The following is a 25,559-nucleotide window of genomic DNA, read 5'->3' on the forward strand; positions in this document are numbered from 1 at the left end:
ATAAACGTGTAGAGGGTTTTGTATGCTTGCTCATCTTGATATTCGAAATTTAACCGTAGTAAAAAAAGTTTCTCTAGCTGTTCAGCACGGCATGACGGCTATTACTGGCGAAACGGGCGCAGGTAAATCTATTGCACTGGATGCTTTAGGTCTGTGTTTGGGGCAAAGAGCTGAATCTTCCATTGTACGTCAAGGCGCTGAAAAAGCTGAAGTAATTGCACATTTTGACGTAAGTAAAATGCCTAAAGCTAAACATTGGTTAATCGAAAACTCTCTTGAACAAGAAGATAATCTCGATGAATGTTTTGTGCGACGCGTAGTAAGCAACGAAGGACGTTCAAAAGCTTTTGTAAATGGCATCCCAGTTAATCTCCAACAGCTTAAAAGCTTAGGCAATTATCTGGTGAATATCCACGGACAACATGACCACCATGCTTTCTTAAAGTCTGAGCATCAGCTGAATTTATTGGACAGTTACGCAGATCATAAAGCACTGATGGATGCTGTTAATACTGAATATGTTGAATATAAAAAACTCTCTAAACAACTAAGTGAACTGCGTCAAGCCCAACAACAACGCATAGATCGTTGCAACCTCTTAGAATATCAAGTGAGAGAGTTAGATGAATTTAGTTTAGCTGAAGACGAATTTGCAGAACTTGAAATCGAATTTAAAAAACTATCAAGTCTTCAAAGCTTGGCTGAAACCAGTGATAAAGTTTGTTATCTTCTAAAAGATGGAGAACCTGCTAGCGCCTTAGATCTTCTTAATCATGCGGCAAAAGAAATCCAACATCATTTGGAAACAGATCCTGCATTAACTGACAGTCATGAGTTGCTGCAGAACGCTTTAATTCAGGCCCAAGAAGCCTATCGTGAGATTGATCGTTATAGAGATTCATTAGAAGCTGATCCTGAAAGGGCATCAGAAATTGAACAACGATTCAGTCAGTGTTTAGATCTAGCGAGAAAGCATCAAGTAAGCCCTGAAGACTTATATCAAACTCACCTTGCAATGATTGAAGAATTAGAGGCTCTCACGTCTGAGGAAGCCAGTGTTGAATCACTGGAAATTCAGGTACAAAAATGCCATTCCCAGTATTGGCAATTATCTGAAAAACTGAGTCAATCCCGCGCTAAAGCTGCGGCAAATCTATCTAAAGAGCTTCAAGCCAGTGTAAGAAGTTTAAACATGCCCCATGCGCAACTTAACATCAAAATTACCTTTGAAAAACAAGCTGAACCGTCAAAGTCAGGCAATGACAATATCAAATTCCTAATTTCTGTAAACCCAGGTCAGGCCCCTGATGTACTCGAAAAAGTGGTGTCAGGTGGTGAGTTATCAAGAATTGGATTGGCTATGCAGGTGATTTATTCTAATCATAGGCAAGTGCCTACACTTGTGTTCGATGAAGTTGACACAGGGATAAGCGGTCAGACAGCTTCAGTTGTTGGAAAATTATTAAAACAATTGGGTGAAAATAATCAATTAATTTGCGTGACTCACCTACCTCAGGTAGCGGCTCAAGCTGATAATCAAATTTTTGTGAACAAAATTACCGATGGTAAAACAACCGAAACACAAGTATTGAAACTCACCAAAGAAGAACGCATAAATGAAATAGCGAGACTTTTAGCCGGTGATCAGTTAACAGATACAGCTATTGAAAACGCAAAAGATTTACTATCAATAAAATAGAACCAATAATCAGTTGATTGGTCTACACCTACAATGTAGTATTTAGCGCGTTTTAAGAAAGAAGGTTTAGACATAAATGAGATTTGCAGCGGTACTATTACTAATATTGTTGGTAACGGGTTGTTCAAACTGGATCTATCGTATAGATGTTCCACAAGGAAACTATTTAGATCAGAAAGACGTAGACAAACTCAGAATTAATATGACCAAAGAACAGGTGCAATTTGTTTTAGGCAACCCTGTTGTAGAAGATAGCTTTGATCAAAATACCTGGTACTACGTTTATGACATGAAAAGAGGCATGGAAAAGCGTGGAAAAGACGTTCGCTTAGAACTTGTTTTAGAGTTTGTTGAAGGTCGTTTAGCTAAAATGAACGGTGACTTTGATAAACCTGAAAATTTTGACGAACCTCTAGAAAGCTAATGTAAAATGCCGTGAGGAATTTCACGGCTAAACCCCATAACTTCTTGCTAGCTTGCTTAACACTGATTACATGTTAAGCTAACCTATTCTCCTGTTTTAGAATGGATTCTTCATGGCAAACACTAAGTACGCTCAGTGGTATCACATTAGTGCTCTTTTTGTATTTTTTGTGTTTGTTTTGTACACAGCAAAACCTTTACTTTTACCTATATTTATCTGCGTATTAATGGCATTGTTGCTGAATCCAGCAGTATCCTTTTTAGAACGCTTTTTCTTTCCACGCTTTGTGTCCACCATAATACTAATAACCTGTTTGTTTATACCTTTAACATGGTTATCCGTTGAGCTGTCTGAGCCCGTGCATAGATGGGCTAAAGTACTTCCTGAATATTCCAAAATATTGGATGAACAAATTGAAAGCATAAACCAAACCTTAAACGAACAACTGGATGGGCAAGAGCCAGTGATAGAAAAAAAAGAATCGAGCTGGTTTGGGTGGTTTGACGATGAAGAGGAAAAGGTTAAAGACGACAATGTATTAGACGCAAAGTCAGTTACTGATAGTATCAAAGAAACCACATTAAATGCCTTTATCGATGGCGTATCAGCTGCGCCTGTTGTTTTAGCCCAAATCGCCGCGGGTGCCGTACTACTAGTGTTTATCTTATCGTTCAGCCCAAGTCTGTTTTTCGCGTACACTCAGCGCTTAGATGTAGCCCAACGTCGCAAAGCATTAGTACTTAAAGGAAGAATTCAAAAGGAATTGTCCACTTATGTAGTGCTTGTGACACTAATCAATTTTATCTTAGGTGCAAGTGCCGCTTTATGTTTCTATTTATTTGGATTAAAAGATCCCCTACTCTGGGGCTCTGTGGTTGGCTTGTTAAACTTTATCCCCTATATAGGCATGATGATAGGCGTTTGTCTTATTGGACTTGCTAGTGTCGTACAGTTTGAATTGACCCTTGTAGCTTGGGTTCCTTTAATTATCTACCTGTTACTAAATCTTTTCGAATCCCAATTTTTCACTCCAATGCTAATGTCCCATCGTATGAGTTTAAACCCGCTAATATTACTGTTGTGGCTAGCATTTTGGGGCTGGTTGTGGGGAATTGTCGGACTTTTAATTGCACTTCCACTTCTAGTCTGTTTAAAAATAGGCCTAAGTTTTACTGAATTCGGAAAACATTGGCTTCCAGTGATAGAAGCCAAAGGTTAGTTGATTAAGCACATCTAGGGCCTGTTTATCGTTGATCTTGCTGTGCAATAGAACGATAAAAATCTCTCAACACATACCAAGCTTGTTTGCGTTGTCCGGTTTCAGATAAGAGTCCCTTTCTATTCCAGAAGTCCTGAATATCGTCTAGAGGGCGTCTAGGGGAACGAAAATCCTTTAATATCCAAGGTGTGACACCGCGCAATGTTGGCATGTTTTTCATCATTTCTATGTTGTGTTTGTATACGTCGGATTGATATTCTTCGGTCCAAATCTCGTTTTTCTCTCCATGCAATCCTGCTAGAGCCCCTGCCCCCATTTCGCTCATAATGATGGGCTTTTCATAGTGCGAATTCCAACGTAAATTTGCGCAGTTTGCTGGAGCATCACTGTACCAACCGCAATAACTGTTAATACCTATAATATCTACATATTTAGCTAGAGGATCATCAATTAACTTACCATTTTTTGCGTTACTTTGTGTATCCATAGCAGCAGTTATCAAACGATTAGAATCTAGCTCTCGGGCTTTTTCAATCAACCGACTTAGAAATGATATTCTGGCATCTGATACCGGTGTTTCGTTGGCCACGGACCACATAACGATAGATGCGCGATTTTTGTCTCGAGAAATCATTTCTGTTAATTGCTGTTGCGCTTTAGCGTATACCGCTTGGTCCTCAAACATAACCGTCCAATAAACTGGAATTTCAGACCACACCATAAATCCCATTTCATCGGCAATTTTTAACATCATTTCGTTATGAGGATAGTGAGCTAAGCGCACGAAATTACAACCTAACTCTTTCGCCCAAGTTAACAATGTGCGACCATCAGCTTCTGTCCATGCTCTCCCAGCGCCAAATGGAGACTCTTCGTGGATACTAATTCCTCTCAAAAAGACAGGCTCGCCATTTAATAAAATCTCAGTACCTTTAACTTCGATGGTTCGAAATCCAATAGCATCTTCTATAGTTTCACCGTTAAACGACAGAATCACTTTGTAACGTTTGGGATTTTCTGGACGCCACAACTCTGGTTTAGCATTTATACTAAACTTTGTTTCGCCGTTTGCTTTAACCTTTATAGTTTTTTCGATATGCAATTCAGGAATTATCAGACTTACTTTGCCGTCCTTTTGGGCGTTTGATAGCTTGAGACTGCCCTCTATTGCGCCTGTTGTTGAGTTCAGCGCCAGATGATAATCAGACAGATAGCTTTCAGGCACTTCTATTACAGATACAGATCGCGTTAAGCCACCGTAATTCCACCAGTCGGTGTTCACCGTTGGGATTTGATCTCGCTTGCGGCTGTTATCCACTTTGACAACTACAAAATTTTCACGATTTTTTGCAACATGGGTAATATCGAACTGAAAAGGTGTAAAGCCGCCTTCATGTTCACCCACCTTTTCCCCATTAACATAAACAATTGCATGGTAGTTTGCTGCGCCAAAATGCAGTAAATATCGTTTATTTTGCTGTTTATTTAATTCAAATCTTTTGTGATACCAAAGTGTCCCCTCGTACAAAAATAATTGCTCCTCTTGTGAATTCCAATCACCAGGCACATCTATTTTTTTCGCTGTTTCAAAGTTATATTCTACAAGCTCTGAAGGTGTTTGAGGTTTTCGATTCTTAAAGTATCCATTGGTATGAGCTTCGTATCTATGGTTGTAATAACCATTTTCATAGGGATCTATAATTCTATTCCATTTCCCATTTAAACTGATAAGGCTTCTAGCATGAGGGTTTTGAATCAGTTCACTTGTGTCAGATGAATGGGAATAAAATGACAATAAAAAAATAATGAGGAAAAAACTCGTTCTACATAATCTGAAATCAGACATCCATTCTGCTCCCGAATGATATAGGCTTTACAAAGCCGAAAAATAACAAAACTAAAAGGGTTAATCTCTTAAGTTAACATTATTTTTACATTCGTTCAGATTTATTTTTTGATTGAATCAAGTAAGGATGTGGCTTCTTGTTGTTGAGCTTGTGAGCCGCGCTCTATTACTTCATTGAGCACATCTTTAGCCGCATCGAAATCTTCCATATCAATGTAGACCTGTACCAAATCCAGGTTAGACGCTTGGTCAATATCAAGATCGTCAATTTCAGAATCATTGGCTTCACTTTCAACCAACCTGTCCAAAGAGCGGTCTAGATCTAAATCAATCTCATCGTCTCTAAGGGGAGTAGCTTCCTCTGACTCTGCTAATAACTGATCAACATCTAAGAAATCTTCGTCGTCATGATCTCCGCTATCATCTTGCATCAAAGCATCTAAATCTAGACCGCTTTCTTGCAGAAGATCATCGACTTTCTGACTATCGTCGTCATCTTTGGTTAAGTCATTTTCCAGATCAGCTAATAAATCATCAAAGTTGCTGGCTTCAATATTAGAAAGTTGTTCACTTTCTTCATTTTCTGCTAAATCAGTTTCTTCAAGAGTATCAGTGTTTTGTGAATCATCCGGACTTTCTAACCAATCATCTAGATCCGGTAAGTCTGCTAAAAAGTCTTCTTCGGTTGAAGTTTCATCGACTTCAGATTCTTCATCTACCTCTTCCTTAATCGGGCTTGGAGGCTCTTTTTCATTGATGGACTCGACAACTTCATCTGGTTCATCTTTATGGTCAGTAAATGAAGGTATATCTTCCAATAAAGAATCAATGTCTTGATCATCTAACTCTTCCGAGCTTTCTTCCTCGGAAAGTTCGTCCAACAGTTGATCAAGTTCGTCATCTTCATCTGAATCAGACTGTAATTCATTTAAAAGATCATCCGTTACATCATCTGTTGATGAAGTTTCTTCCACTGCAGTAACTTCATCTAAATCTATATCGCCAGCATCACCTTCTTTATCAGGTTCGCTGAACTCGTCTAAAAGCCTATCGAGTTCGTCATCGTCCATTTGGCTTTCAACAGCTACATCTTCAGCATCAGGTACACTTTGTTCGACTTCTTCTTCGTCTACGTCTGAAACAACGTCAACCTTTTGTTCGGTTTCTATTTTGTTGTTAGTATCCGCATTAATTTCTGCAAGAATTTCGTCGGGATCTAAGGTTTCCGGCTCTTGTGCTAAGTCGTCTTCAGAAATCTCATCTTCACCTGAGCTAGTGTCCGTTTCGTCTTCTAACCCAATATTTCTTTCTTCATCAGGTTCGGCATCTGCTTCAATTTCAGTGGCCGCTGGTTTTTCGTCTTCTGTATCCTCAGTAACATTATCTAGTTCTTCCAGTATTTCGTCAGTTAACTGAGTAATCTCCTTATCTTTGGTCTGAATTTGCTGTTCAATTTGACTAATGGTTGAGTCGTCAATTTCACCTTCTTCGTTCAGGTTTATGCCGTCGGGAACACCCTCATCGTTTATATCCACTGCTAAATCATTAGTTGCAGCGGGTTGTTTGGCTTCTTGGGCTGGCTGTTCAGGTACGGGGGCTGGTGTAGCTTTTGGTTGCTCAGCGTCCGACGAATCACTGTCAGTTATTTCAGTTTCGACTTCTTCGGACTCCGCTATATCTAAGTCATTTGACAGATCAATAGAGTCAGTATCATCGTCCTGGGTATCAAGATCCAATGCTTGTGTATCTTGATCAATTTCATCGACACTAGTTAAGCTGTCTTCTGAAGGACTGTCTGGGACCAACATCTCATCATCTAGCGAATCCAAATCACTGTCAGTATCATCTACCTGTATTTCGTCTAAACCATCTACGAGGTCGTCAGATAAAATATCATCAGCATCATCCACTTCTTCAGACAAGGCCGCTAGTAAATCATCTGCGTCCTCAGTACTAGCATCATCAAGCTCCCCAATGACTAACTCATCATCTACGATATCAACACTACTCGCCGGCTCTTGGGGGGCGGATAAAGGTTTTTCTTCTTCTGATTTTTCTGATGGTTTATTGGCCGGACGTCTAAGGGCCCAAATAGCTAATCCAACAAGCACTAATAAAGTAAATACTGACGATAAAATAATGATGCCAGTTGGCGTAGTGAGTTTAGACAGTATAGATTCAGAAGCTTCTTCTTGTTCTTTTTGTTGCGCTTCTTTTACCAAAGCAATAAGCTCTTTTTGCAGTGCCAATTGCTCGTCAATTTGCGATTGAACTTCGCCTTCTACTTTACCTCGAAGCTCGGCAATATCAGCATTAACGCCATCTAACCTATCATATAGCTTGCGATTTTCTTCTATCAATGCCTGTACATTACTGATTGAAGAAGCCACTTGCTCTTTAACTTCGTTAAATTGTTGAGTTTGCTGTCGATTAAAGGCATTTAACTGCTGTTGTAATTGCTGCTGGGCACGAGTCAAATCTTCTTGATTAACCAGAGGAACTTCATTCTTAATATTAGGTTCATTGACCGTTTCTACTTCTGCCTGCTGAGTTTGTGCGGCAGTCGCTTGAGGATTGGATCGAGAGAAAGCTCTATCATCAGCATCAGCTTTTGCTTTGGCTCTTTGCGGATCAATACGTGCTATATATGCATCACTTGGAAGCTGTAGAATTGCCCCATTGACCATGGTATTAAAATTACCATTTTCAAAGGCTTGTGGGTTTAATTGATAGATAGCCAACATGGTCTGATAAACACTAAAGCGTCTATCTTGTTTATAACGGCTAGCGATGCGCCACAGGGTATCTGACGCATCAATTGGACCATATACAACCCCAGAATAACTTTCTGCTGATTCTCTAGGGCCTTGAAGTTGAACTTGAGCTTCGGCGGAATATGGGCGAATGAAAGCCAAGGTTATTACTAATAACAGTAATGATATATGCTTAAAATTCAAACCTAACTTCCGCCTAAAATGTGATTAATACCTTATTTTATCGGCATTTACCCGATTTTATTTATAAATATTCTGCAATTAAAGCTTCTGCAATTTGCACACTATTTGTTGCTGCGCCTTTGCGAATATTATCAGACACTACCCACATATTTATACCATTAGGATGAGACACGTCTTCTCTAACACGCCCAACATGCACCCAATCATTACCACTGGCACTACATACCTGGGTTGGGAAGTCTTCTCTGGCATCATGCAACTTAACGCCTTCAGCATTTCTAAGAAGCTCTTTTACTTCTTCAGCACTTATCGGCTGATGAGTCTCAATATGCACAGCTTCACCATGACCATAAAACACAGGAACACGAACAGCAGTAGGATTCACCAAAATACTATCGTCGCCGATTATCTTTTGCGTTTCCCAAACCATTTTCATTTCTTCCTTGGTGTAATCATTGTCCATGAAAACATCAATTTGAGGAATGACATTAAACGCAATTTGACGAGAAAACGCTTCTGATTCAATGGGTTTAGCATTTAATAAACTAGCAGTTTGTGAAGCAAGCGCTTCCATCGCTGATTTACCTGCACCTGAAACCGACTGATATGTCGCTACATTTACTCGCGCAATGCCTACCGCATCGTGAATTGGTTTAAGCGCCACTACCATTTGTATTGTGGAACAGTTTGGGTTGGCAATAATGTTGCGATTTCTAAAATCAGCTAATGCACTTTTATTGACTTCTGGCACAACCAAAGGAATATCAGGCTCGTAACGATAATGGCTGGTGTTATCAATGACAACACAACCAGCTTCCGCGGCAATGGGTGCAAATTTAGCAGATACACTACCACCGGCAGAAAAGAATCCAAGCTGGACTTGGGTCCAGTCAAACTCATCAGCATTTAATACTGTAAGTTTTTTACCCTTAAATTCCACTGTACCACCGGCAGATCGTTCGCTGGCAAGCGGGTATAAGGTATCAATTGGAAAATTACGCTCGGCTAAAACATCCATCATAGTCTGACCTACCAGACCAGTTGCACCTAGCACGGCTACATTATAAGCTTTTGACATATCTAAAAAAGTCCTCAACAGTGTTTACAGGTTTATATACTGTCGCTGGTAACACTAAACCCTAAATCCAACAATTGTTGTTGTGTATTTCTATCATCTATCTTTAGCGAAATTGCGTCGAATTCGCGTCGAATAGGATAATGTCGTCGGATTTCTGAAATTGAAGCCGATTTTGCCATGTGCTGACGAAAAAAACTATCATCATTTTTGATATCATAGAAGCAAGTAACAAGTTGATGCAGCAAACGTTGAGTCAAACCCTGTTTATTAATCTCATTTTGCACATTGAGTAAAGCTTCTGAGGCTGGAAAATCTGGCAGAAAATCCTTGAGCGTTAAATCACCCCGTAACCAAAAAATGTCACATAACTTTGCATACAACATGTAGGTTCCACGTGCTTTTCCTTCAAGGGAGTGCCCCGCAATGTGCGCTGTAGTTAACAGACATTTGGGAATAAGATCGCGATTAATTTCAGGTTCATTTTCCCAACAATCAAATATCAGAGTCGGCGCTACCTGGGTAACTTGATGCAAAAATTCACTTTCTACTACTTCGCCTCGCGCCGCATTAATAAATAATTGGGATGATGTGAGATCAAGGAGTTTATCTTGATCAAACATATGAAACGTGGGGAATTGCCCAGTTTTCGTTAAGGGCGTATGCAGGCTAATAATATCGGCGTCCAAAACATCATCCAATGGTGCACTTGTAAATGTATCATCACGCAACTGTTTTGGTGGATCATATTCAACCACTTGCAAATTTAGCGCTTTGAAGAGCTGACTGACTCTGCTACCTACTTCACCAACGCCGACAACCGCAATGGAAAGCGTTGAAATATCACAAGAATTATTTTGACAATAATGAAGTACCGCTGCTAACACATATTCAGCCACAGCCCTGGCATTACATCCGGGAGACGCGCTCCACTGAATATTTCTGTGATTTAGTGCACTAACATCAAAATGGTCAAAACCTGCTGTAGCAGTACCAACAAACTTTAGATTAGGCGCCATATCTAATAATTCAGCGGTAATTTTAGTGGTAGATCGAACTAAGAGGATGTCAGCATCTGACAACTGACTAGCTGATAACTTTCCAACTTCAAACCCTTGAGCATTTCCAATATCGGAAAAAAATGCTTCTGCATAGGGCATTGCTTGGTCGTATTTAATCTTCATAAATTAAAGGATGTAGGTTGAACAATTCATTTATTATAGTAAATGAATGTATTCAACCCTATTGTAGACATTAATATTTCCAGCTTATAGTTGGTATTTTTTAAATACTAAAGAAGCGTTAGTTCCGCCGAAACCGAAGCTATTTGACATCGCCAAGTTCACTTCTTGCTCACGGGTTTGAGTCACTATATCTAGATTCTGTGCAGCTTCATCCAAATTATCGATATTAATAGAGGGAGATATGAAACCATGTTGCATCATTAATAAGGTATAAATAGCCTCATGCACACCAGCAGCACCTAGCGCATGCCCAGTTAATGATTTGGTAGCACTGATCGCTGGAGAAGCACCTGCAAAAACTTGCTGTATTGCTTTGAGTTCTTGCACATCACCTACAGGTGTCGAAGTACCATGAGTATTAAGATAATCAAGCGGCTGGTCGATTCCTTGCATTGCCATTTGCATACAACGGGCTGCACCTTCACCTGACGGAGCCACCATATCGTAGCCATCTGATGTCGCGCCATAACCAACGATTTCTCCGTAAATTTTAGCTCCTCTTGCCAGTGCATGTTCTAGCTCTTCAACTACTACCATACCGCCACCGCCAGAACTGACAAAACCATCTCGATCTGCATCATAGGTACGAGAAGCAACCGCTGGATTATCGTTATACTTGGTGGATAATGCGCCCATGGCATCAAACTGGCTAGATAATGCCCAGTGTAATTCTTCGCCGCCCCCGGCAAACACCATATCTTGTTTACCAAGTTGAATCAGTTCCCAAGCATTTCCAATACAATGCGCACTGGTGGCACAAGCAGATGCGATAGAATAGTTAACGCCTTTAATTTTAAAAGGTGTTGCCAAACAAGCGGAAACCGTGCTCGCCATGCAACGGGTGACCATGTATGGTCCCATTCTCTTGACGCCTTTCTCGCGCAAGATATCAGCTGAAATAACCTGATTTTCGGAAGATGCACCGCCAGATCCGGCGATAATCCCTACTCTTTCATTCGAATATTCAGCTTCACTTAAACCTGCATCTTCAATTGCTTGTTGCATGGAAAGATAAGCATAGCTTGCTGCGTCGCCCATAAATCGCAACGCTTTTCTATCAATTAATTCTTTTAAATCAAGCTTAAGGTTTCCCCAAACCTGACTGCGCAAGCCCATCTCTGCAAACTGTTCTGAATATGTAATGCCAGAGGTACCTGATTTTAACGATGCTAAGACTTCTTGGGCATTGTTGCCTATGCTGGAAACTACGCCTAATCCCGTAATAACTGCTCGTTTCATTTATCACCTTTCATTAAATTTTTTGTTTGTACCAATTTTTGTCGCATATGTTAGCGTGTAATTTGATTCAACTGGTCTGCTCTTAACGATATACTGTCACAAAAAGTCTGTTCAAGTCACATTAAATTTACAAAGTAGTCTAAAAAGGAATAGCACAGCCGCCTATGAAAGTCGAATATGCTAAGGTTTCATTTAATCAGTATGGCACCCCAACTTCCGATAAGTTCGATGATGTTTATTTTTCCAATGACGATGGCATTGCGGAAACTAATTACGTTTTTATAGAAGGTAATGAACTTAACAAAAGATGGTTAGAATTTAGCCAAACAACCTTTATAATAGGTGAAACGGGGTTTGGGTCAGGCTTAAATATGCTTTTAGCGGCTGAGCAGTTTTTACAATTCAAGCGCGTAAACCCAACTCATAAACTGCGTTTTTTGCATTTTTTTACCTTTGAGCAATACCCAATTTCTGTAACTGATTTAAAAGTTATCGCGTCACAACGTCCGTCATTAAATAACCTCTATCAAGCCTTAATTGCCCAGTATCCGCTGCCTATCGAAGGCATTCATAGAATTCAATTAACGGAAGAGATTACCCTAGACATAGTATTGGGTGATATTAAGCAAAGCATACAAACATTGTATGCAAATCAAGGGTTAGCCCATGCATGGTTTCTAGATGGATTTGCCCCAAGTAAAAATGAAGGAATGTGGCAACCAGCAGTATTTAAACACATTGCACGTTTAAGTTGCGAAAATGCAACCTTTGCTACCTTTACTGCCGCAGGCATAGTTAAACGAGGTTTAAAAGACGTAGGCTTTGAGGTCAAAAAACGCAAAGGGTTTGGTCGCAAACGCGACATGCTTGTAGGTCAGTTTTTGTCTATGACCAGCGAACGTCTCCAAAGTGCTCCTTGGTACGCCCGCGCCAACGCGACTAAGGTTGATTCAGTGACTGTGGTTGGCGCTGGACTAGCAGGCTTGCTCACTGCTTATGAACTATTAAAACGAGGGTATGCTGTTCAAGTAATATCCAAGGGAGAATTAGGCGACGGAGCTTCGGGAAATTTTATCGGCGGCTTTTATCCCCAACTGCAAGCTGATTACAGTGTTTCTAGTATGTTTTATATACACTGCTTTGAATATGCTCGTCACTATTATTCTGCTTTGAAACAAAAACAGTCATTTGATTCTGAGTTCTGTGGTGTGCTCCAACTGGCGTTTAATCAAAATGTCAGTGAACGCCAAAGCAAAATGCAAGAAAGACAGCTTTGGCCGGAACAATTAGTCAAATTTGTTGAGCAAAATTGCGCTAGTAAACTGGCCAATGTTGCACTTCCACATGGTGGTATTTATTTACCTGAAGGTGGATGGATATCGCCTATTTCTCTAGTGAAAGCAATATTTAAACTTTGTTCGCGTTATCCCAAATTTAATTATTATTGCCACACGGAATTAGCGTTTTTCAATATTGAAAATGATAAACCCATTGTTCAATACCAAGGTAAAAATGCTCAACAAGTAAAACAAACCGATGCTTTGGTCCTGGCCACAGGAGACGGGAGTAAAGCGCTGTTTAAGCAAGATATCGATTTTAGAGTAACTCGCGGACAGGTAGAATACCTTCCCACCAATGAGGAGTTTTCTCAGTTACAAGCAGTGATTTGTCACAAAGGATATTTTACTCCCGCTCTTCAACAGCAACACGCATTAGGATCTACCTATACCAAGAACGATACAAACATGGCGTATAGAAAAGAAGATAAAGACGAGAATTTGTCTGTCCATATGAAAGCTATGCCGCTTGAGAATTGGCAACAACTGCTGGAAAAGAATTCTCAAGAACAAACAGAAGGTCGAGCGGCGATTCGATGCTCTACACCAGATCATCTTCCTGTTGTTGGCAATATGCCCGATTTTGAAGCCCAGCAGAACACTTATGCGCGCATTGCGAAATTTAATAATCCAATGCAATATCCGCCTGCGCCACAAATGCCAAATGTTTTCATATTGAGTGGTCTTGGTTCAAGGGGACTAACTACTGCGCCACTGTGCGCAACATTGATAGCCAATCAGATTGATAATCAACCTTTGCCACTTTCGGAAAAATTATTAAATGCGATCAATCCAAATAGATTTTTGATTCGTGAGCTTATGAAAAAAGCTCACGAATAAGAAACTCGCTTATTAACGTCGCACTAATTGACGTTCAATGGAAGCGACTACGAAATCTGGTATTAGCCCTTGTGCAGATGCAATGACTTGATTAGTAGACACCGAAATAATGCGCGCATTTACAAACACGCCGTTGGGTTTTTCAATCATGGTGCCGGTTAACACATAATCCATTAGGCGGTGGTTTGACAGCTCGATGATATTGCGCGAAAAAGCGATATCGCCCCAAGAAGTTACTTTCAGTGCAGGCATTAATTTATGATCAATAACCGCTAAACCGTAGCTTTGCATTTCACTGATTAAATATTCAGATAATTGGTTACCTAAAATACTGGTGCTCTGCAAGGTTTCATCAAGCACCACAAAGGAACTGACACCAATTTTGAGATCGCTACTCAGGCCTACCGCATTTTTAACCAATTTACGAGATAGCTGAGCCGCATAGTCTTCTACGCCTTTAAAGGTAAATGATGGACGATAGAGATTTGCATGCATAGAAATACCAACATCGACCGGCACTTGTTCAGTATTATCGCTGATCACAATATCGCCCTTGTAATTATCAAGGGAGATAGTGTTGCGAGCTTCGTTGTTGTTATTTTGCAATTCAGGTGGTAATTCACCTGCTAACCCATATTCTTGGGCTAAAAAGTCGCCAATTTTACGTGGTGGCGTGTATCCAGCAGTCAACATTTCACTCACTGCACAGCCAGATAAATATACAGAGGTTCCTACCAAAGCAACTACTTTTAAAAACGACCTCATTTTTTGCATTATTCTATCCTCAGATTCTGCTGATATTATTTGCATTATTCACCACGAATAATTCTTACCCCATCGACCACGTCATTTTGTCGACTGGATGAACTTGGTAACAAAGCATCAACAACATAAAACGGGATAAAGGTCTGTGCACTAGCAACTACCACTTTAGATTCCATGCCCAACATTTTAGCGTTGATAATATAACCGCCTTGATGCTTAGTCATGGTGCCCGTTAAAACGTATCGAATAGGTGTACTATTATTCAGTTCGAGATAATCCCGAGATAAAATATAGTCCCCCGTTTCAGTGATTCGAATAAACTGCGTCGCTTTATATTCGACCACTGGCATACGGAATTTGTGAAACTCATGTACAAAGGATTCAGCCATTTGCTGACCTAAAAGATTGGTTTCTCGCAAGTCGCTATCAATAAGCACAAAGTTTGTTACCGCAACAGGGGTTCGCTCGGTGACATACTCCATAGTGGACACTAAGTCTTGCGCCATATCTCTAACATAGTCACCTACGTGATTTACGTAGGGTGTACTTTTATAAGCACCAGGGGTTTGAGAAATCACATTGGGTTTTAGCATGGCACCGAAGGCATCCACTCGTCTATCATCCTGTGCAACTGTATAGTTCTGATTATCAGCAGCCACTACATCTACAATTTCAGGCGCTGCTTCCTGTTCTGGCTCATCATTTTGATACATAGATAAAATATCGAATTCAGGCATGCTCATACTTGAGCAACCTGACAATACAAAAATTAATCCAGTTATAAATACAAATTTCATTCGTCATCTCCAGCGCTACGTGATGTTTTAAGCGGTTTATCCGTTCTATACAACATGCCATTTCGTGTGGTTACTTGTTCTCTCTGCCAGAATAATTCTGCTGGGAAGTATTTGGTTGCGGCAGCGATAACATCTTTATTGCGTACATTAATTATTCGCGCATTTACTATTGCGCCTGATTCTTGTTCGGTAATAGTTCCGGTGATATAAAAATCGATATTTTGTGAGTTGCGCAAATGGGCAAGATCCCGCGACAAAGCTCGATCTGAATATTCCGATAAAATTAAACTATTGGCAGCTTTAAAATCTTGTGCAATAAAGCCCAGTCTGACCGCTTCAGTGGTAAGCCCTTGCTCCAGCTGATGTCCCAATAACATCAATGGGCCTTGATGATCTAAGTTTGTTTTTAGACTGGTAACAGGCACAAAACCCGCTACTGCATACCTAAATTGACGATCAGGGGTCATCTGAGCAAATAATTCCATTGCCAATTCGTGGGTATATAATTCTGTATTTCCAAGTACTACCTTTTGTTCTACAACATGGGACTCTTTCCGACTCATTGGCAAAGAATCGCAGGCTGTAAGCGATAACAGCACCAGCACACACAAAATTGAAACAATAAAATTTATAAAACTTTGAAGGTGATTCTTCATATCAATACTCGTTTAGCCATTATTTCTTTGCTCTGGTCACTGCCAGCGCTCAGATACATTTGTGATCCTATTAGCCACAAATTTTTGGCGTTTAACCTATCAGGTACTGATGTTTAGCAATAATGATTCCACTTTTCACAAATCAAAAGAAATATGTTTTTAGCATATATTTCAAAAGGTTAAATTTGCAGAAGTGTTTTTTTTGGGGTTAGTCAGATGACGACTGAGTGTGAGCGGCAATGCTTTGCAGAGTAAAACGGATGCGGCAATTTAGGTGGCAAAATCATGCAGTGAGTAAACGTTGATACATCTTTTGTACATCAGCAGCGTCTTCCGCAGTCAACTCTTTTTCATCTATCGCTTGTTGTATGCTTAGTTGAAGTTCTGATAAAAACTTACTAGTCGCTTGGTTAAATTCAGCTTCCGTTGTGTTATTCGTATATTCGCCAAATACTCTTGCAGCGATTAAAGATAGGTGGCCATGAAGGTAACTGGCAGCAAATAATTCTTGATCACTTCCGTGCTCTATAAAACTGTCTAAAAAGGTTTCTTTGTTTGAAAGATAATCCTCGAATTCAGCGGATAAAATCAATCTAATCTCCTCTTACAAAATACAATACTTGGTCTTTATAACCTGTAATTACTGGAATTGGACCTGCCAGACTAGCGTCTAAATCAGGATCCCCCGAATCCACTATTAATCCCTTCTGTCCCAAACTTTGAAGTTTTGCTTTAGTGGCCACTAAATAAATATCATTTTTGTTTAACCGAGCTAAAAACTTATTACTGAGTTGCTGGTTGCCGCGCCCTATAATGTGACCTTGACCGCCAATAAGCGTTATTACTAGCTTTACGGGCTTATCCTGAGTTAGTTTTACTAATTGGTCAGCAGTAACATCTTGTGCCAATAATTGATTTTGATACACAAGGTCAACGCCCAACAATGTATTTTCATAACCAATGTCCTGCATCACAAAATCTATGGTACTGCCAGAGCCCATGACAAAAATATGATCGTCATATTCCTGCATGAGTTCTTGCACATAAGCGGCAATATCACTGAGCAACAATTCATCAGATTCCTTTCCGCCCATTTTAACCGCTTGAATATAGGTCAGCTCTTCTGGCACTAACATTTCACCGAAATGTTTTGCTACTACCACACCTTGTCGAAACTTGTCTTCGTCAATATCGCGCACCTCAGCGCTCATAAGGCTGACCAATTCCCCCTTAATCACACTTGCGAGTACTTTTCCTGCGGCTTGAGGCGTAATGGCATATACGCCACTGTGAATTTTACAACCTGCCGGAATTCCCAACACAGGTAGTTTATCTTGCACTTGCTGACAAATATCAATGGCTGTTCCGTCCCCACCAGCAAAGAGCAGTAAATCTATCTTTTGCTCAAGTAACTGGGCAACCGCATTAACCGTATCAGTAGCTTCGGTCTGTTGATTTTGACAATAATAAACAACCTGATGCTGAAGGCCTAATTGATTGCACGCGTCTTCACCCATTTCTCCGCTAGCAGTAATCACACAAAACTGCGTTTTTATATCAGCCAAAGCCTCTAAGGCTAGCAAGGTTCTGCTTTGGGATTTTTTTTCTGCACCAGCGGCTAGGGCTTTTTGACGAATTTCTGCACCGTCACTGCCTTTAAGTGCAATGGCCCCACCTATGCCTGAATAAGGATTTATTATGAGTCCTAAACGGAACATAGATTTCCAGTGCTGTTATTTTGATTGTAAGAAAGATCCTGCTTGCTTGATTTCAATGCAGTAATAAATGCTTGAGCTCTTGGTGGAAAGCCCAGTTGCTGATAGCGTTTATATTGACTAATAACAGCTTTCGAAAATTCAAAGCTATTGTAATTCGGCAAAGATAAGTTATCAGCGCTCACCCTAAACTCGATATTTGCAGCTAGAGAAAATGCATATTCAAGTGCTTGGGGTTTCACTTCCACTTTTTCAAATACTTTTTGTTGTTCCAGGTCTCGCCCATCTGGGGAGTACCAATAGCCATAATCTAATTGTCTGCGGCGTTTCTCACCGGCAATACACCAGTGCGCTACCTCGTGTAAGGCACTAGATGCATAATCAGCGCGATAGAAAATGCTATTATTTTCAGTATTGGGCGCCTGCTCAAATTGAATATCTTGATAATCTTTGGGATTTTGGCCTTTAGGAATATAAATGGGCTCACTGGCGCCCCCTTGTAGTATGGTGCCAAGGGTCGCGAAAAATGTGTGATTAAACACTTTTTCAATCTGAGCAGCATTTAGGGGATGTGAATCAGCGCGTTTTGTTTGAATATCCAATCTCATACAGTCAAAAAGACAAATAATTAATACTTCGGCAGATTTGCTACCTTAAACATGAAGCATTAGTATATCCTGTAATCGCTTTTCTGTATTTCAAATTTTTTGGATTTTTACGCTATAAGGTAGAAGTACATGCTTGAATGTCAACTTGTTGGGGATGATGCTAATCGCTGGCATGAATTAAATTGGCAAGTTAATCGGCCTTTTATAATGCTGTGGGTAGTGCAACAAGATGAGCTAGACCATTATAATCATGCGAATAATACTGTGTATGTAAAAAAGCTAGAACAGCTAGCTTGGGCACACTCGGCTAGCTTGGGTCTCAGCATCGAAGATTATCAGCGCTTAGACCGAGCCATGGTAATTCATAAACATGTGATCGAATACAAACACCCTTGCCTTTTTAATGAGCAAGTCGCTTGCGCTACTTGGATAAGTGGTTGTGATAAAAAGTTTAGACTACAACGCCATTTTCAATTTATCGCTACTGATACCGAACAAACCGTTCTTACGGCGACAACAGACTATGTATGCGTTAGCTTAGCCTCAGGCAAACCCAAACCAATGCCAGCTGAATTTATTGAAACTTATGGCCAAAACGTCATTTATGAGTCTGACAAATGAAATATTTGTTCGCATTTTTGTTGACGCTTTCGCTGACCACTAATGTGTTGCTAATACGTGCGTTATATTTTTCAGAAAATGGGGCTAAGGAAAATTCAGAAATAGAGGTTTCAATAACAACAGATAAGGCGCTTAATCCCGAAAATTACAAAACTAGCTCTGACTCATTTTCTAGTACGCCATCTAAAAATAAAGTCACCTCTGATAAGGAAGTCGTGTCATCTATTGGTGATGCTCAATGGGATAGACTTCAGTACTTACGAGGGTCGCAAAGATATGAGGAGTTATTGGTTGAAGTTAGAGAATATCTGCGCGCTTATCCAGCGAATATAGATGCGGTATTGCTAGAAGCCGAAGCCATTTATCATACTCAGCCGCTGAATGCTGCAATTGTGCATTATTATGGCTTAAAAGATGTGCCCATGGCAGCCCACCAAAAGCAAGAAGTAGAAAAGTTCATCGAAATTCATAGCAGCAAAATCATTCAGCAATTCAGTGGTGATGGACATTGGCATTTATTAGCGGCTTTTCTAGAACCCCTTTTACAAGTTGATCCTACCAATAGAGCTTATATTTATTCCCTTGCCCAATCATATGGAATGGACGAGCATTTTGGGTTAATGGAAGACACTTTGGCGGCATTACCTTCAAACGACATACGCGCCGAAAGGCTACGCAACAATATTTACGCGATGGCGGATAATAAAGACGCTCCGTTAGATCCCGTTACGGACACAAATTTGCCTTTACAGGATGCCAACACCGATAACAGCAAAGTAATAGCGCTAACGAGAATAGATAATCAATTATTTGCTGATGTTGACCTTGATAGAGAGCAACTGCGATTGCTGGTTGATACCGGCGCCAGTGTCACCGCACTGCCTAAAAGCCTTGAAGAGAAAGTAAAACGTCGTTCAGAGTATTTAGGTCTGTTTAATGTGCAAACCGCTGGCGGAATGATTTCCAGCCCTATGTATAAATTATCTAGCTTATACTTAGGAAATACAGAGCTCACTAACGTAACAGTAATGTTATTAGACGACAATAACCTAGGGAACTACCAAGGGCTACTGGGAATGAATGTACTATCTAAGTTTGATTTTGTCGCTTCCAAGGCTAGCGGTACAGTAGGGCTTAGGTTAATTCGATAGTGCATTTTTGAAATAAGTATAAATCGCAAAATCTATATTTACTCGATTTTGAATAAGTTTATTTTCCAATTTTTTTCCATCGTATAGAGAATAATCTAATCTGATTTTGGATTTCTAAACTTAATTTTTATTGGTTTTGAATACTCGATAATCTTGCAGCAGACTGTAAACAAGAGTTACTAACAATAAAAAAGTAACTAAGATTGCGAAAGATAGCCCCTGTGTCCATGTTTGCATTATTGATAAAATTAGGAAGAATGCAGTCTCCGCCAAACCTAAACGAATGGCCCACATTTTCTGATTAACTAAACCATAAACAATAGTGGTATTGATAAGAATGGTTAAAACCGAAGCAATTCCTACCATCAAGAAGTTCGCAATTTCAATAGTGTCTGTGAAAAAAGCGACGCCAAAGGAAATTACAATTAATGCAAATCCAATCACAGCCAAGAGCGTTATAAAACTGAATGCCAGCGCAGTACCTTTCGTTTCGATTTCCTATTGTCCTTCTGAGAATTTAGTTAATAAAATTAATCATCCAATACGATGTGAATAATAGTCTATCAAACCTCTTCTATTAACTTGTAGTGAGACAATATATGTTGTTTCACCTTCCATGCTGTCTTGATATACATTTGCCTGTTTATTGCCATTATCATCGTAATAATAGACTTTTACCTTTGTGTTTGCTTCTATCGAGCATTTTAACAACAAAGTTAAAGCCTGATATTGTCTCCAGAATTAGCAGCTCACTAGATTCGAATTCGTTATTTATATCCGTGAGGATTCGTTGATAAAATTCGTTTTTATTCCGGTTAACGGTTTTGATATCAGGAAAAATCATCTCAATATCTACATCAGTAGCAAATAAGCCTAAAAATTTATTGATATCATCTTCGGTTGGGTCTGGTTGTTGCAATCTATTCTTGAGAGTTAAGAACTTTTTAGCGATTTGTTCTAACTCTTGGTTTTTAAATTTTGGACAAGCAAGTATGTTAGTGGAACAAGCTAACAATACCAGAATTAAAAAGACGCGCATGCAAACTCCTTTTATGCTTAGAAAAGAGAGAACTGACTAGCTGTTATATCTAACCTACTTACGAGTTACTCAAAATACAAAAACTTCCTATTGGATATACGTAAACAAACATAGCGCAAATATTTGGTTTTTAAACTTTCCCATGCATTAGCTAAGAATCTAAGAACAAAGTACACTGCACCTTTCTTAGCTTGGACAAGCCGATTTAATAACTTATGCTTAGGTGTTGCTAAATAAAAACTGTTTCGATTCGACTCTTAATCATCTGGTTTGGTTATTATTTCTTAATAATACGAAGATAAAACATTTGAGGGCCTTAAGAGACACGTCAATATCTTTTAAGGCCGAGGGGTGCTTAGGCGAGGGGGGCTTATAGGTACAACAAATAAGTGCGAGGGGATAGCCCGAAAATCTTAGCCATTGGATCGATTGACATTCCTAGCAAATACGTAAAAAACGGTAACTAAAAGAAGCAATCTAGGAAAAGTAGTGGCAAGGTTAAACGTTTCTTGAGCCTGTGATTGCAGGATAAAATACAGCTGCAGTAAAATTAAAGGTATCAAAACCAAAGCATAAAAGGTGACACTAGGCGCTTTTATTAACTTTGCTCCCAAAAACGCTAACACTAAATAAGTGAGGGACAATGGCACAGCAATGGTGACTAGGTCTACTAGAGTGAATGCGAACATACTCGAAATTTGCACTAAAGGTTTGAGTATTTCACTCGGAATAGCAATCGCAGCTCCTGCGCCAATAATAAATATTGACATATAAGCTAATGTCACACCAATTAGAATTGCAATAACATGTTTATAAAATGGCTCCATTTGATTCCTTTGTTAAATGAGTATTAGTTAATTGATATCATTTATAACGTAAATAGTAGATTTAAATTACCAAAACCCAAGCCAAAATTCACCACACAAATTATAACCATTAACGACATTTATACCGTGTTTTTCAGAATACTCATGTATAATCCGCGGCAACCTTAGGTGAGACGTTTTATCTTATAATCAGTTACCATTTTCTTCGGAGTATCAGATGTTCGAAATGTATATTTTAGGCCTTTTCGCAAGTATTCATTCATTATTTGCAGTTAAAGCCTCTACTAGCGGTGTGTTAATTAATAAATCGAAACGTGGTAAATGGATTGCACTTTCTTTAGTTTTTGGTTTTGTAGGGCATTTTATTTATTATGCACTACAGCACGACAGTGAGTATAAGTCACTGCGTTCTTAATCATCCAAGAACGAAAAAAGCCGATTTGCTAAAGCAAATCGGCTTTTTTGTTGTTTGTAGCCACTATAAACTAGCGGCTAAACGTGTCCCTTGATCGATTGCACGCTTGGCATCTAATTCAGCAGCAACGTCTGCGCCACCAATTAAATGGTGTGGCGTTTTCAAGTTCTCCGCTAAATCTCGCAATGGATTTTGTCCTGCACATATAACCACATTATCCACTGCTAATAATTGAGCTTCACCATTGACCTTAATGTGTAATCCCTGATCGTCAATTTTTTCATATTCAACACCAGCGATCATCTTAACGCCTTTCATCATAAGGCCGACTCTGTGTGCCCAACCAGTGGTTTTGCCCAAGCCAGCACCAACCTTAGTCGATTTACGCTGCAGTAAAAACACTTGTCTGGGAGACGGTTCTGGTAAAGGTTTCATGCCCTCTACACCACCTCTGGCCTCAAGATCCATGTCGATTCCCCACTCTTTCATAAAGGCAGGAATATTGGTAGATGTAGAGACTTTACCGTGAGTTAAAAACTCAGAAGTATCAAAACCAATACCGCCAGCGCCTATTACAGCGACGCTTTTACCAACAGGCTTCTTAAGCTTTAAAACATCGATGTAACTTAACACCTTTGGATGATCAATGCCTTGAATGTCAGGCGTTCTAGGTTGGATACCCGTAGCAATGATAACGTCATCAAATCCCATTTCGTCTAACATTGCAGCGTCCACTTTGGTATTCAAACGAATATCAACTCGATGCAATGCCAATTGCACATTAAAATAGCGAATAGTTTCGTAAAACTCTTCTTTTCCGGGCACTTGTTTAGCAATATTAAACTGCCCACCAATTTCACTATCAGCTTCAAACAAGGTTACTTGATGACCTCGTTGAGCCGCCGTTAACGACGCCGCTAGCCCAGCAGGACCTGCACCAACTACCGCAATCTTTTTAAGTTTTGCGGCTGGCTCAATGTTCAGTTCTAGCTCATGACAAGCTCTTGGGTTAACTAGACAACTGGTCATTTTACCGGCAAATACATGGTCTAAACAGGCTTGGTTGCACCCAATACAGGTATTGATTTGACTGGCTTTGTTTTCTTTTGCTTTGTTAACAAATTCAGCATCTGCTAAGAAGGGTCGAGCCATACTAACCAAATCAGCATCACCTCTAGCGAGGACTTCTTCAGCTGTCTCTGGGGTATTTATTCGGTTAGAAGTGACTACAGGAATATTTAAGGCTTTTCTAAATTTCGCTGTTACCCATGTGAAAGCTGCTCTAGGCACCTTAGTAGCAATGGTGGGAATTCTAGCTTCGTGCCAGCCAATACCAGTGTTGATGATAGTAGCGCCCGCTTTTTCAATTTCCAAGCCTAAGGTTTTAACTTCTTCGTAAGTACTGCCACCTTCCACTAAATCCAGCATTGATAAACGGTAAATGATTATAAACTCTTCACCGACAGCTTCTCGTACTCTACGCACTACTTCAATAGGCAAGCGGATTCGGTTTTCATATTCCCCGCCCCACTGGTCGTCACGTTTATTCGTGCGCTGAGCAATAAATTGATTTAAGAAATATCCCTCAGATCCCATGATTTCAACACCGTCGTAACCCGCACGCTGGGCTTGTTTTGCTGTATAGACAAAATCATCGATTTGCTTTTGAATGCCTTCTTCATCCAAAGCTTTTGGCGTGTATGGATTAATTGGCGCCTGTACTGCAGAAGGCGCTACTAGATTTTTATTGTATGCATAGCGGCCTGTGTGCAGAATTTGCATGCAAATTTTTGCCCCTTCAGCATGCACGGCATCTGTCACTTCTTTATGATTGATGACTGCTTGTTCAGAATCTAGGCGTTTGGTTACAGCGTGTGTAGCACCTTCGTCATTAGGGCCAATACCACCTGTCACTATCAAACCAACGCCGCCTCTGGCGCGCTCGGCAAAGAATGCGGCCATACGTTTGTGGCCATCGGGCAATTCTTCCAAACCAGTGTGCATGGAACCCATGATGATACGGTTACGTAATTGGGTAAACCCCAAATCTAAAGGTCTAAATAGATGCGGATAAGGTGTAGAAACTTTTTCTGCTAAAGACATAGTTGCCCCTCTCAGTGTGTTTTAAACTAAGGTAAATTTATGCAATTAAAAAGAGATTAATCGACAAGGTTTTTGGTCATAGTTTGACGAAATTCTTGCCAAATTTTGCCACTCTCAACGCCGTACTTACGCACAACGCCAACTACACGGTCGTGCTCGCCAGAATCAAGTACTTGTAGTAACTGCTGATAATAATCTATGGCTACGCTGCGTGCGCTGGCATAAGAGAAAAATTGACCACCGATGCGTGCATAAATGCTTTTGAATCCATTCATCATTAATACATACACAGGGTTACTAGACGCAAAGGCCAAATCATGATGCATTTGGTAATCATGTTGAGCAAACTCTTCCCCAGAATCACCTACCGAGGTATAACGCTCAATGATCTTTCTTGATTGCTCTGCATTTTGTTTAAACGCACCACGAATAAACACGGCGGATAAATTGGTTCGGGCAGATAGAAGGTTATCTAACAACTCTGGTTGTCCTTCCTGATCAAGACGCGCCAAGGTTTCTAAAATATTTAACCCGCAAGTTTCCCAGTAGTTATTTACCTTAGTAGGTTTACCATGTTGAATAGTCAGCCAACCGTCTCTGGCTAAACGCTGTAATACTTCACGTAAAGTTGTGCGAGTTACGCCTATAAGTTCAGACAGCTCCCTTTCCGCTGGTAAAATTGTACCGGGAGGGAAACGTCCACTCCATATAGATTCAACAATGTATTCTTCAGCGAATCCTGCTGGGCTCTGCGACTTATAAATAATGCTCATATTTCTATTTGTTAACGAATTTTTAACTGATTGTACCAGATGACGCAAATTAGGGAAGTATAAATGTAGCATCTTACGATAGTTAATAATATAAGCTCGCCCCCAGTTTGAAATTGGTGCGTAAAATAACCACCAAATGTAAAAAAACTAGACTAAACTACTAGTTTTTAGCACAAATTTTTTAATTAATTCACTAATTCGCCGATATT

At 40.0% G+C, this 25,559-nt stretch carries 23 protein-coding genes; 7 read left to right on the top strand and 16 right to left on the bottom strand.

Annotation, left to right across the window (positions count from 1 at the left end; all coding sequences use genetic code 11):
- Positions 1 to 22 precede the first annotated feature (22 nt).
- The 3 genes from recN (at position 23) to ACNKW3_RS01920 (ending at position 3,342) form a co-directional block, all read left to right on the top strand.
- A complete protein-coding gene (gene recN, locus ACNKW3_RS01910; RefSeq protein ID WP_427397595.1) occupies positions 23 to 1,699 on the top strand; it encodes a DNA repair protein RecN in 1,677 nt (558 codons plus the stop codon).
- Between the two features lie 76 nt (positions 1,700 to 1,775).
- Entirely contained in the window at positions 1,776 to 2,123 is a 348-nt protein-coding gene (locus tag ACNKW3_RS01915; RefSeq protein WP_427397596.1) for an outer membrane protein assembly factor BamE, read from the top strand.
- Between the two features lie 112 nt (positions 2,124 to 2,235).
- Positions 2,236 to 3,342: an AI-2E family transporter gene (locus tag ACNKW3_RS01920; RefSeq protein ID WP_427397597.1), complete on the top strand. Its 1,107-nt coding sequence runs from the start codon at positions 2,236 to 2,238 to the stop codon at positions 3,340 to 3,342.
- A gap of 25 nt (positions 3,343 to 3,367) precedes the next feature.
- Here ACNKW3_RS01920 and ACNKW3_RS01925 read toward each other — a convergent pair whose 3' ends face one another.
- The 5 genes from ACNKW3_RS01925 to fabB all read right to left on the bottom strand — a co-directional run bounded on the left by ACNKW3_RS01925 (position 3,368) and on the right by fabB (position 11,703).
- A complete protein-coding gene (locus ACNKW3_RS01925; protein WP_427397598.1) occupies positions 3,368 to 5,188 on the bottom strand; it encodes a glycoside hydrolase family 2 protein in 1,821 nt (606 codons plus the stop codon).
- A gap of 101 nt (positions 5,189 to 5,289) precedes the next feature.
- Positions 5,290 to 8,145, bottom strand: a complete 2,856-nt coding sequence (locus ACNKW3_RS01930; protein ID WP_427397599.1) for a FimV/HubP family polar landmark protein — start codon at positions 8,143 to 8,145, stop codon at positions 5,290 to 5,292.
- 61 nt (positions 8,146 to 8,206) lie between these two features.
- On the bottom strand, positions 8,207 to 9,223 hold the full coding sequence (locus ACNKW3_RS01935) for an aspartate-semialdehyde dehydrogenase (protein ID WP_427397600.1): 1,017 nt from the start codon (positions 9,221 to 9,223) through the stop codon (positions 8,207 to 8,209).
- Between the two features lie 32 nt (positions 9,224 to 9,255).
- Positions 9,256 to 10,404 carry a 4-phosphoerythronate dehydrogenase gene (locus tag ACNKW3_RS01940; RefSeq protein ID WP_427397601.1) on the bottom strand — a complete coding sequence of 383 codons (1,149 nt, stop codon included), beginning with the start codon at positions 10,402 to 10,404 and terminating at the stop codon, positions 9,256 to 9,258.
- Between the two features lie 84 nt (positions 10,405 to 10,488).
- Positions 10,489 to 11,703 carry a beta-ketoacyl-ACP synthase I gene (fabB, locus tag ACNKW3_RS01945; RefSeq protein WP_427397602.1) on the bottom strand — a complete coding sequence of 405 codons (1,215 nt, stop codon included), beginning with the start codon at positions 11,701 to 11,703 and terminating at the stop codon, positions 10,489 to 10,491.
- A gap of 164 nt (positions 11,704 to 11,867) precedes the next feature.
- Between fabB and mnmC the strand changes: the two genes are divergently transcribed.
- The gene (gene mnmC, locus ACNKW3_RS01950; protein ID WP_427397603.1) at positions 11,868 to 13,880 is read left to right on the top strand and encodes a bifunctional tRNA (5-methylaminomethyl-2-thiouridine)(34)-methyltransferase MnmD/FAD-dependent 5-carboxymethylaminomethyl-2-thiouridine(34) oxidoreductase MnmC; all 2,013 of its coding nucleotides are present in this window, start codon (positions 11,868 to 11,870) and stop codon (positions 13,878 to 13,880) included.
- 12 nt (positions 13,881 to 13,892) lie between these two features.
- Here mnmC and ACNKW3_RS01955 read toward each other — a convergent pair whose 3' ends face one another.
- The 6 genes from ACNKW3_RS01955 to ACNKW3_RS01980 form a co-directional block, all read right to left on the bottom strand.
- The gene (locus ACNKW3_RS01955; RefSeq protein WP_427397604.1) at positions 13,893 to 14,654 is read right to left on the bottom strand and encodes a FlgO family outer membrane protein; all 762 of its coding nucleotides are present in this window, start codon (positions 14,652 to 14,654) and stop codon (positions 13,893 to 13,895) included.
- Between the two features lie 35 nt (positions 14,655 to 14,689).
- Positions 14,690 to 15,442 carry a FlgO family outer membrane protein gene (locus ACNKW3_RS01960; RefSeq protein WP_427397605.1) on the bottom strand — a complete coding sequence of 251 codons (753 nt, stop codon included), beginning with the start codon at positions 15,440 to 15,442 and terminating at the stop codon, positions 14,690 to 14,692.
- Complete coding sequence (locus ACNKW3_RS01965) at positions 15,439 to 16,098, bottom strand: FlgO family outer membrane protein (protein WP_427397606.1); 660 nt, start codon at positions 16,096 to 16,098, stop codon at positions 15,439 to 15,441. Before ACNKW3_RS01965 ends, ACNKW3_RS01960 begins: the two co-directional genes overlap by 4 nt.
- A gap of 283 nt (positions 16,099 to 16,381) precedes the next feature.
- Positions 16,382 to 16,690, bottom strand: a complete 309-nt coding sequence (locus tag ACNKW3_RS01970; protein ID WP_427397607.1) for a YfcL family protein — start codon at positions 16,688 to 16,690, stop codon at positions 16,382 to 16,384.
- A 1-nt stretch (position 16,691) separates the two neighbouring features.
- Positions 16,692 to 17,816, bottom strand: a complete 1,125-nt coding sequence (locus ACNKW3_RS01975) for an ATP-NAD kinase family protein (protein WP_427397608.1) — start codon at positions 17,814 to 17,816, stop codon at positions 16,692 to 16,694.
- Positions 17,804 to 18,415, bottom strand: coding sequence for an elongation factor P hydroxylase (locus tag ACNKW3_RS01980; RefSeq protein WP_427397609.1), 612 nt, complete (start codon positions 18,413 to 18,415; stop codon positions 17,804 to 17,806). Before ACNKW3_RS01980 ends, ACNKW3_RS01975 begins: the two co-directional genes overlap by 13 nt.
- Before the next feature lie 135 nt (positions 18,416 to 18,550).
- Here ACNKW3_RS01980 and ACNKW3_RS01985 point away from each other — a divergent pair, with 135 nt between their 5' ends.
- Together ACNKW3_RS01985 and ACNKW3_RS01990 are read left to right on the top strand one after the other, a co-directional pair.
- Complete coding sequence (locus ACNKW3_RS01985; RefSeq protein ID WP_427397610.1) at positions 18,551 to 19,042, top strand: acyl-CoA thioesterase; 492 nt, start codon at positions 18,551 to 18,553, stop codon at positions 19,040 to 19,042.
- Positions 19,039 to 20,193, top strand: coding sequence for a retropepsin-like aspartic protease family protein (locus ACNKW3_RS01990; protein ID WP_427397611.1), 1,155 nt, complete (start codon positions 19,039 to 19,041; stop codon positions 20,191 to 20,193). The genes ACNKW3_RS01985 and ACNKW3_RS01990 overlap by 4 nt, the downstream gene beginning before the upstream one ends.
- A 120-nt stretch (positions 20,194 to 20,313) precedes the next feature.
- On the opposite strand, the gene ACNKW3_RS01995 is transcribed toward ACNKW3_RS01990, so the two are convergent.
- The 3 genes from ACNKW3_RS01995 to ACNKW3_RS02005 form a co-directional block, all read right to left on the bottom strand.
- A complete protein-coding gene (locus tag ACNKW3_RS01995) occupies positions 20,314 to 20,637 on the bottom strand; it encodes a hypothetical protein (RefSeq protein WP_427397612.1) in 324 nt (107 codons plus the stop codon).
- A gap of 211 nt (positions 20,638 to 20,848) precedes the next feature.
- On the bottom strand, positions 20,849 to 21,232 hold the full coding sequence (locus ACNKW3_RS02000) for a hypothetical protein (protein WP_427397613.1): 384 nt from the start codon (positions 21,230 to 21,232) through the stop codon (positions 20,849 to 20,851).
- A gap of 413 nt (positions 21,233 to 21,645) precedes the next feature.
- Entirely contained in the window at positions 21,646 to 22,059 is a 414-nt protein-coding gene (locus ACNKW3_RS02005; protein ID WP_427397614.1) for a hypothetical protein, read from the bottom strand.
- Between the two features lie 217 nt (positions 22,060 to 22,276).
- Between ACNKW3_RS02005 and ACNKW3_RS02010 the strand changes: the two genes are divergently transcribed.
- Positions 22,277 to 22,474, top strand: coding sequence for a hypothetical protein (locus tag ACNKW3_RS02010; RefSeq protein WP_427397615.1), 198 nt, complete (start codon positions 22,277 to 22,279; stop codon positions 22,472 to 22,474).
- Positions 22,475 to 22,537: 63 nt separating this feature from the next.
- Here the strand turns inward: ACNKW3_RS02010 and ACNKW3_RS02015 are convergent, their stop codons facing one another.
- A complete protein-coding gene (locus ACNKW3_RS02015) occupies positions 22,538 to 24,577 on the bottom strand; it encodes an FAD-dependent oxidoreductase (RefSeq protein WP_427397616.1) in 2,040 nt (679 codons plus the stop codon).
- A 56-nt stretch (positions 24,578 to 24,633) separates the two neighbouring features.
- On the bottom strand, positions 24,634 to 25,344 hold the full coding sequence (gene fadR, locus ACNKW3_RS02020) for a fatty acid metabolism transcriptional regulator FadR (RefSeq protein WP_427397708.1): 711 nt from the start codon (positions 25,342 to 25,344) through the stop codon (positions 24,634 to 24,636).
- Between the last annotated feature and the right edge of the window lie 215 nt (positions 25,345 to 25,559).

The sequence above is a fragment of the Glaciecola sp. 1036 genome, from assembly GCF_050306235.1.
Classification (GTDB): domain Bacteria; phylum Pseudomonadota; class Gammaproteobacteria; order Enterobacterales; family Alteromonadaceae; genus Glaciecola.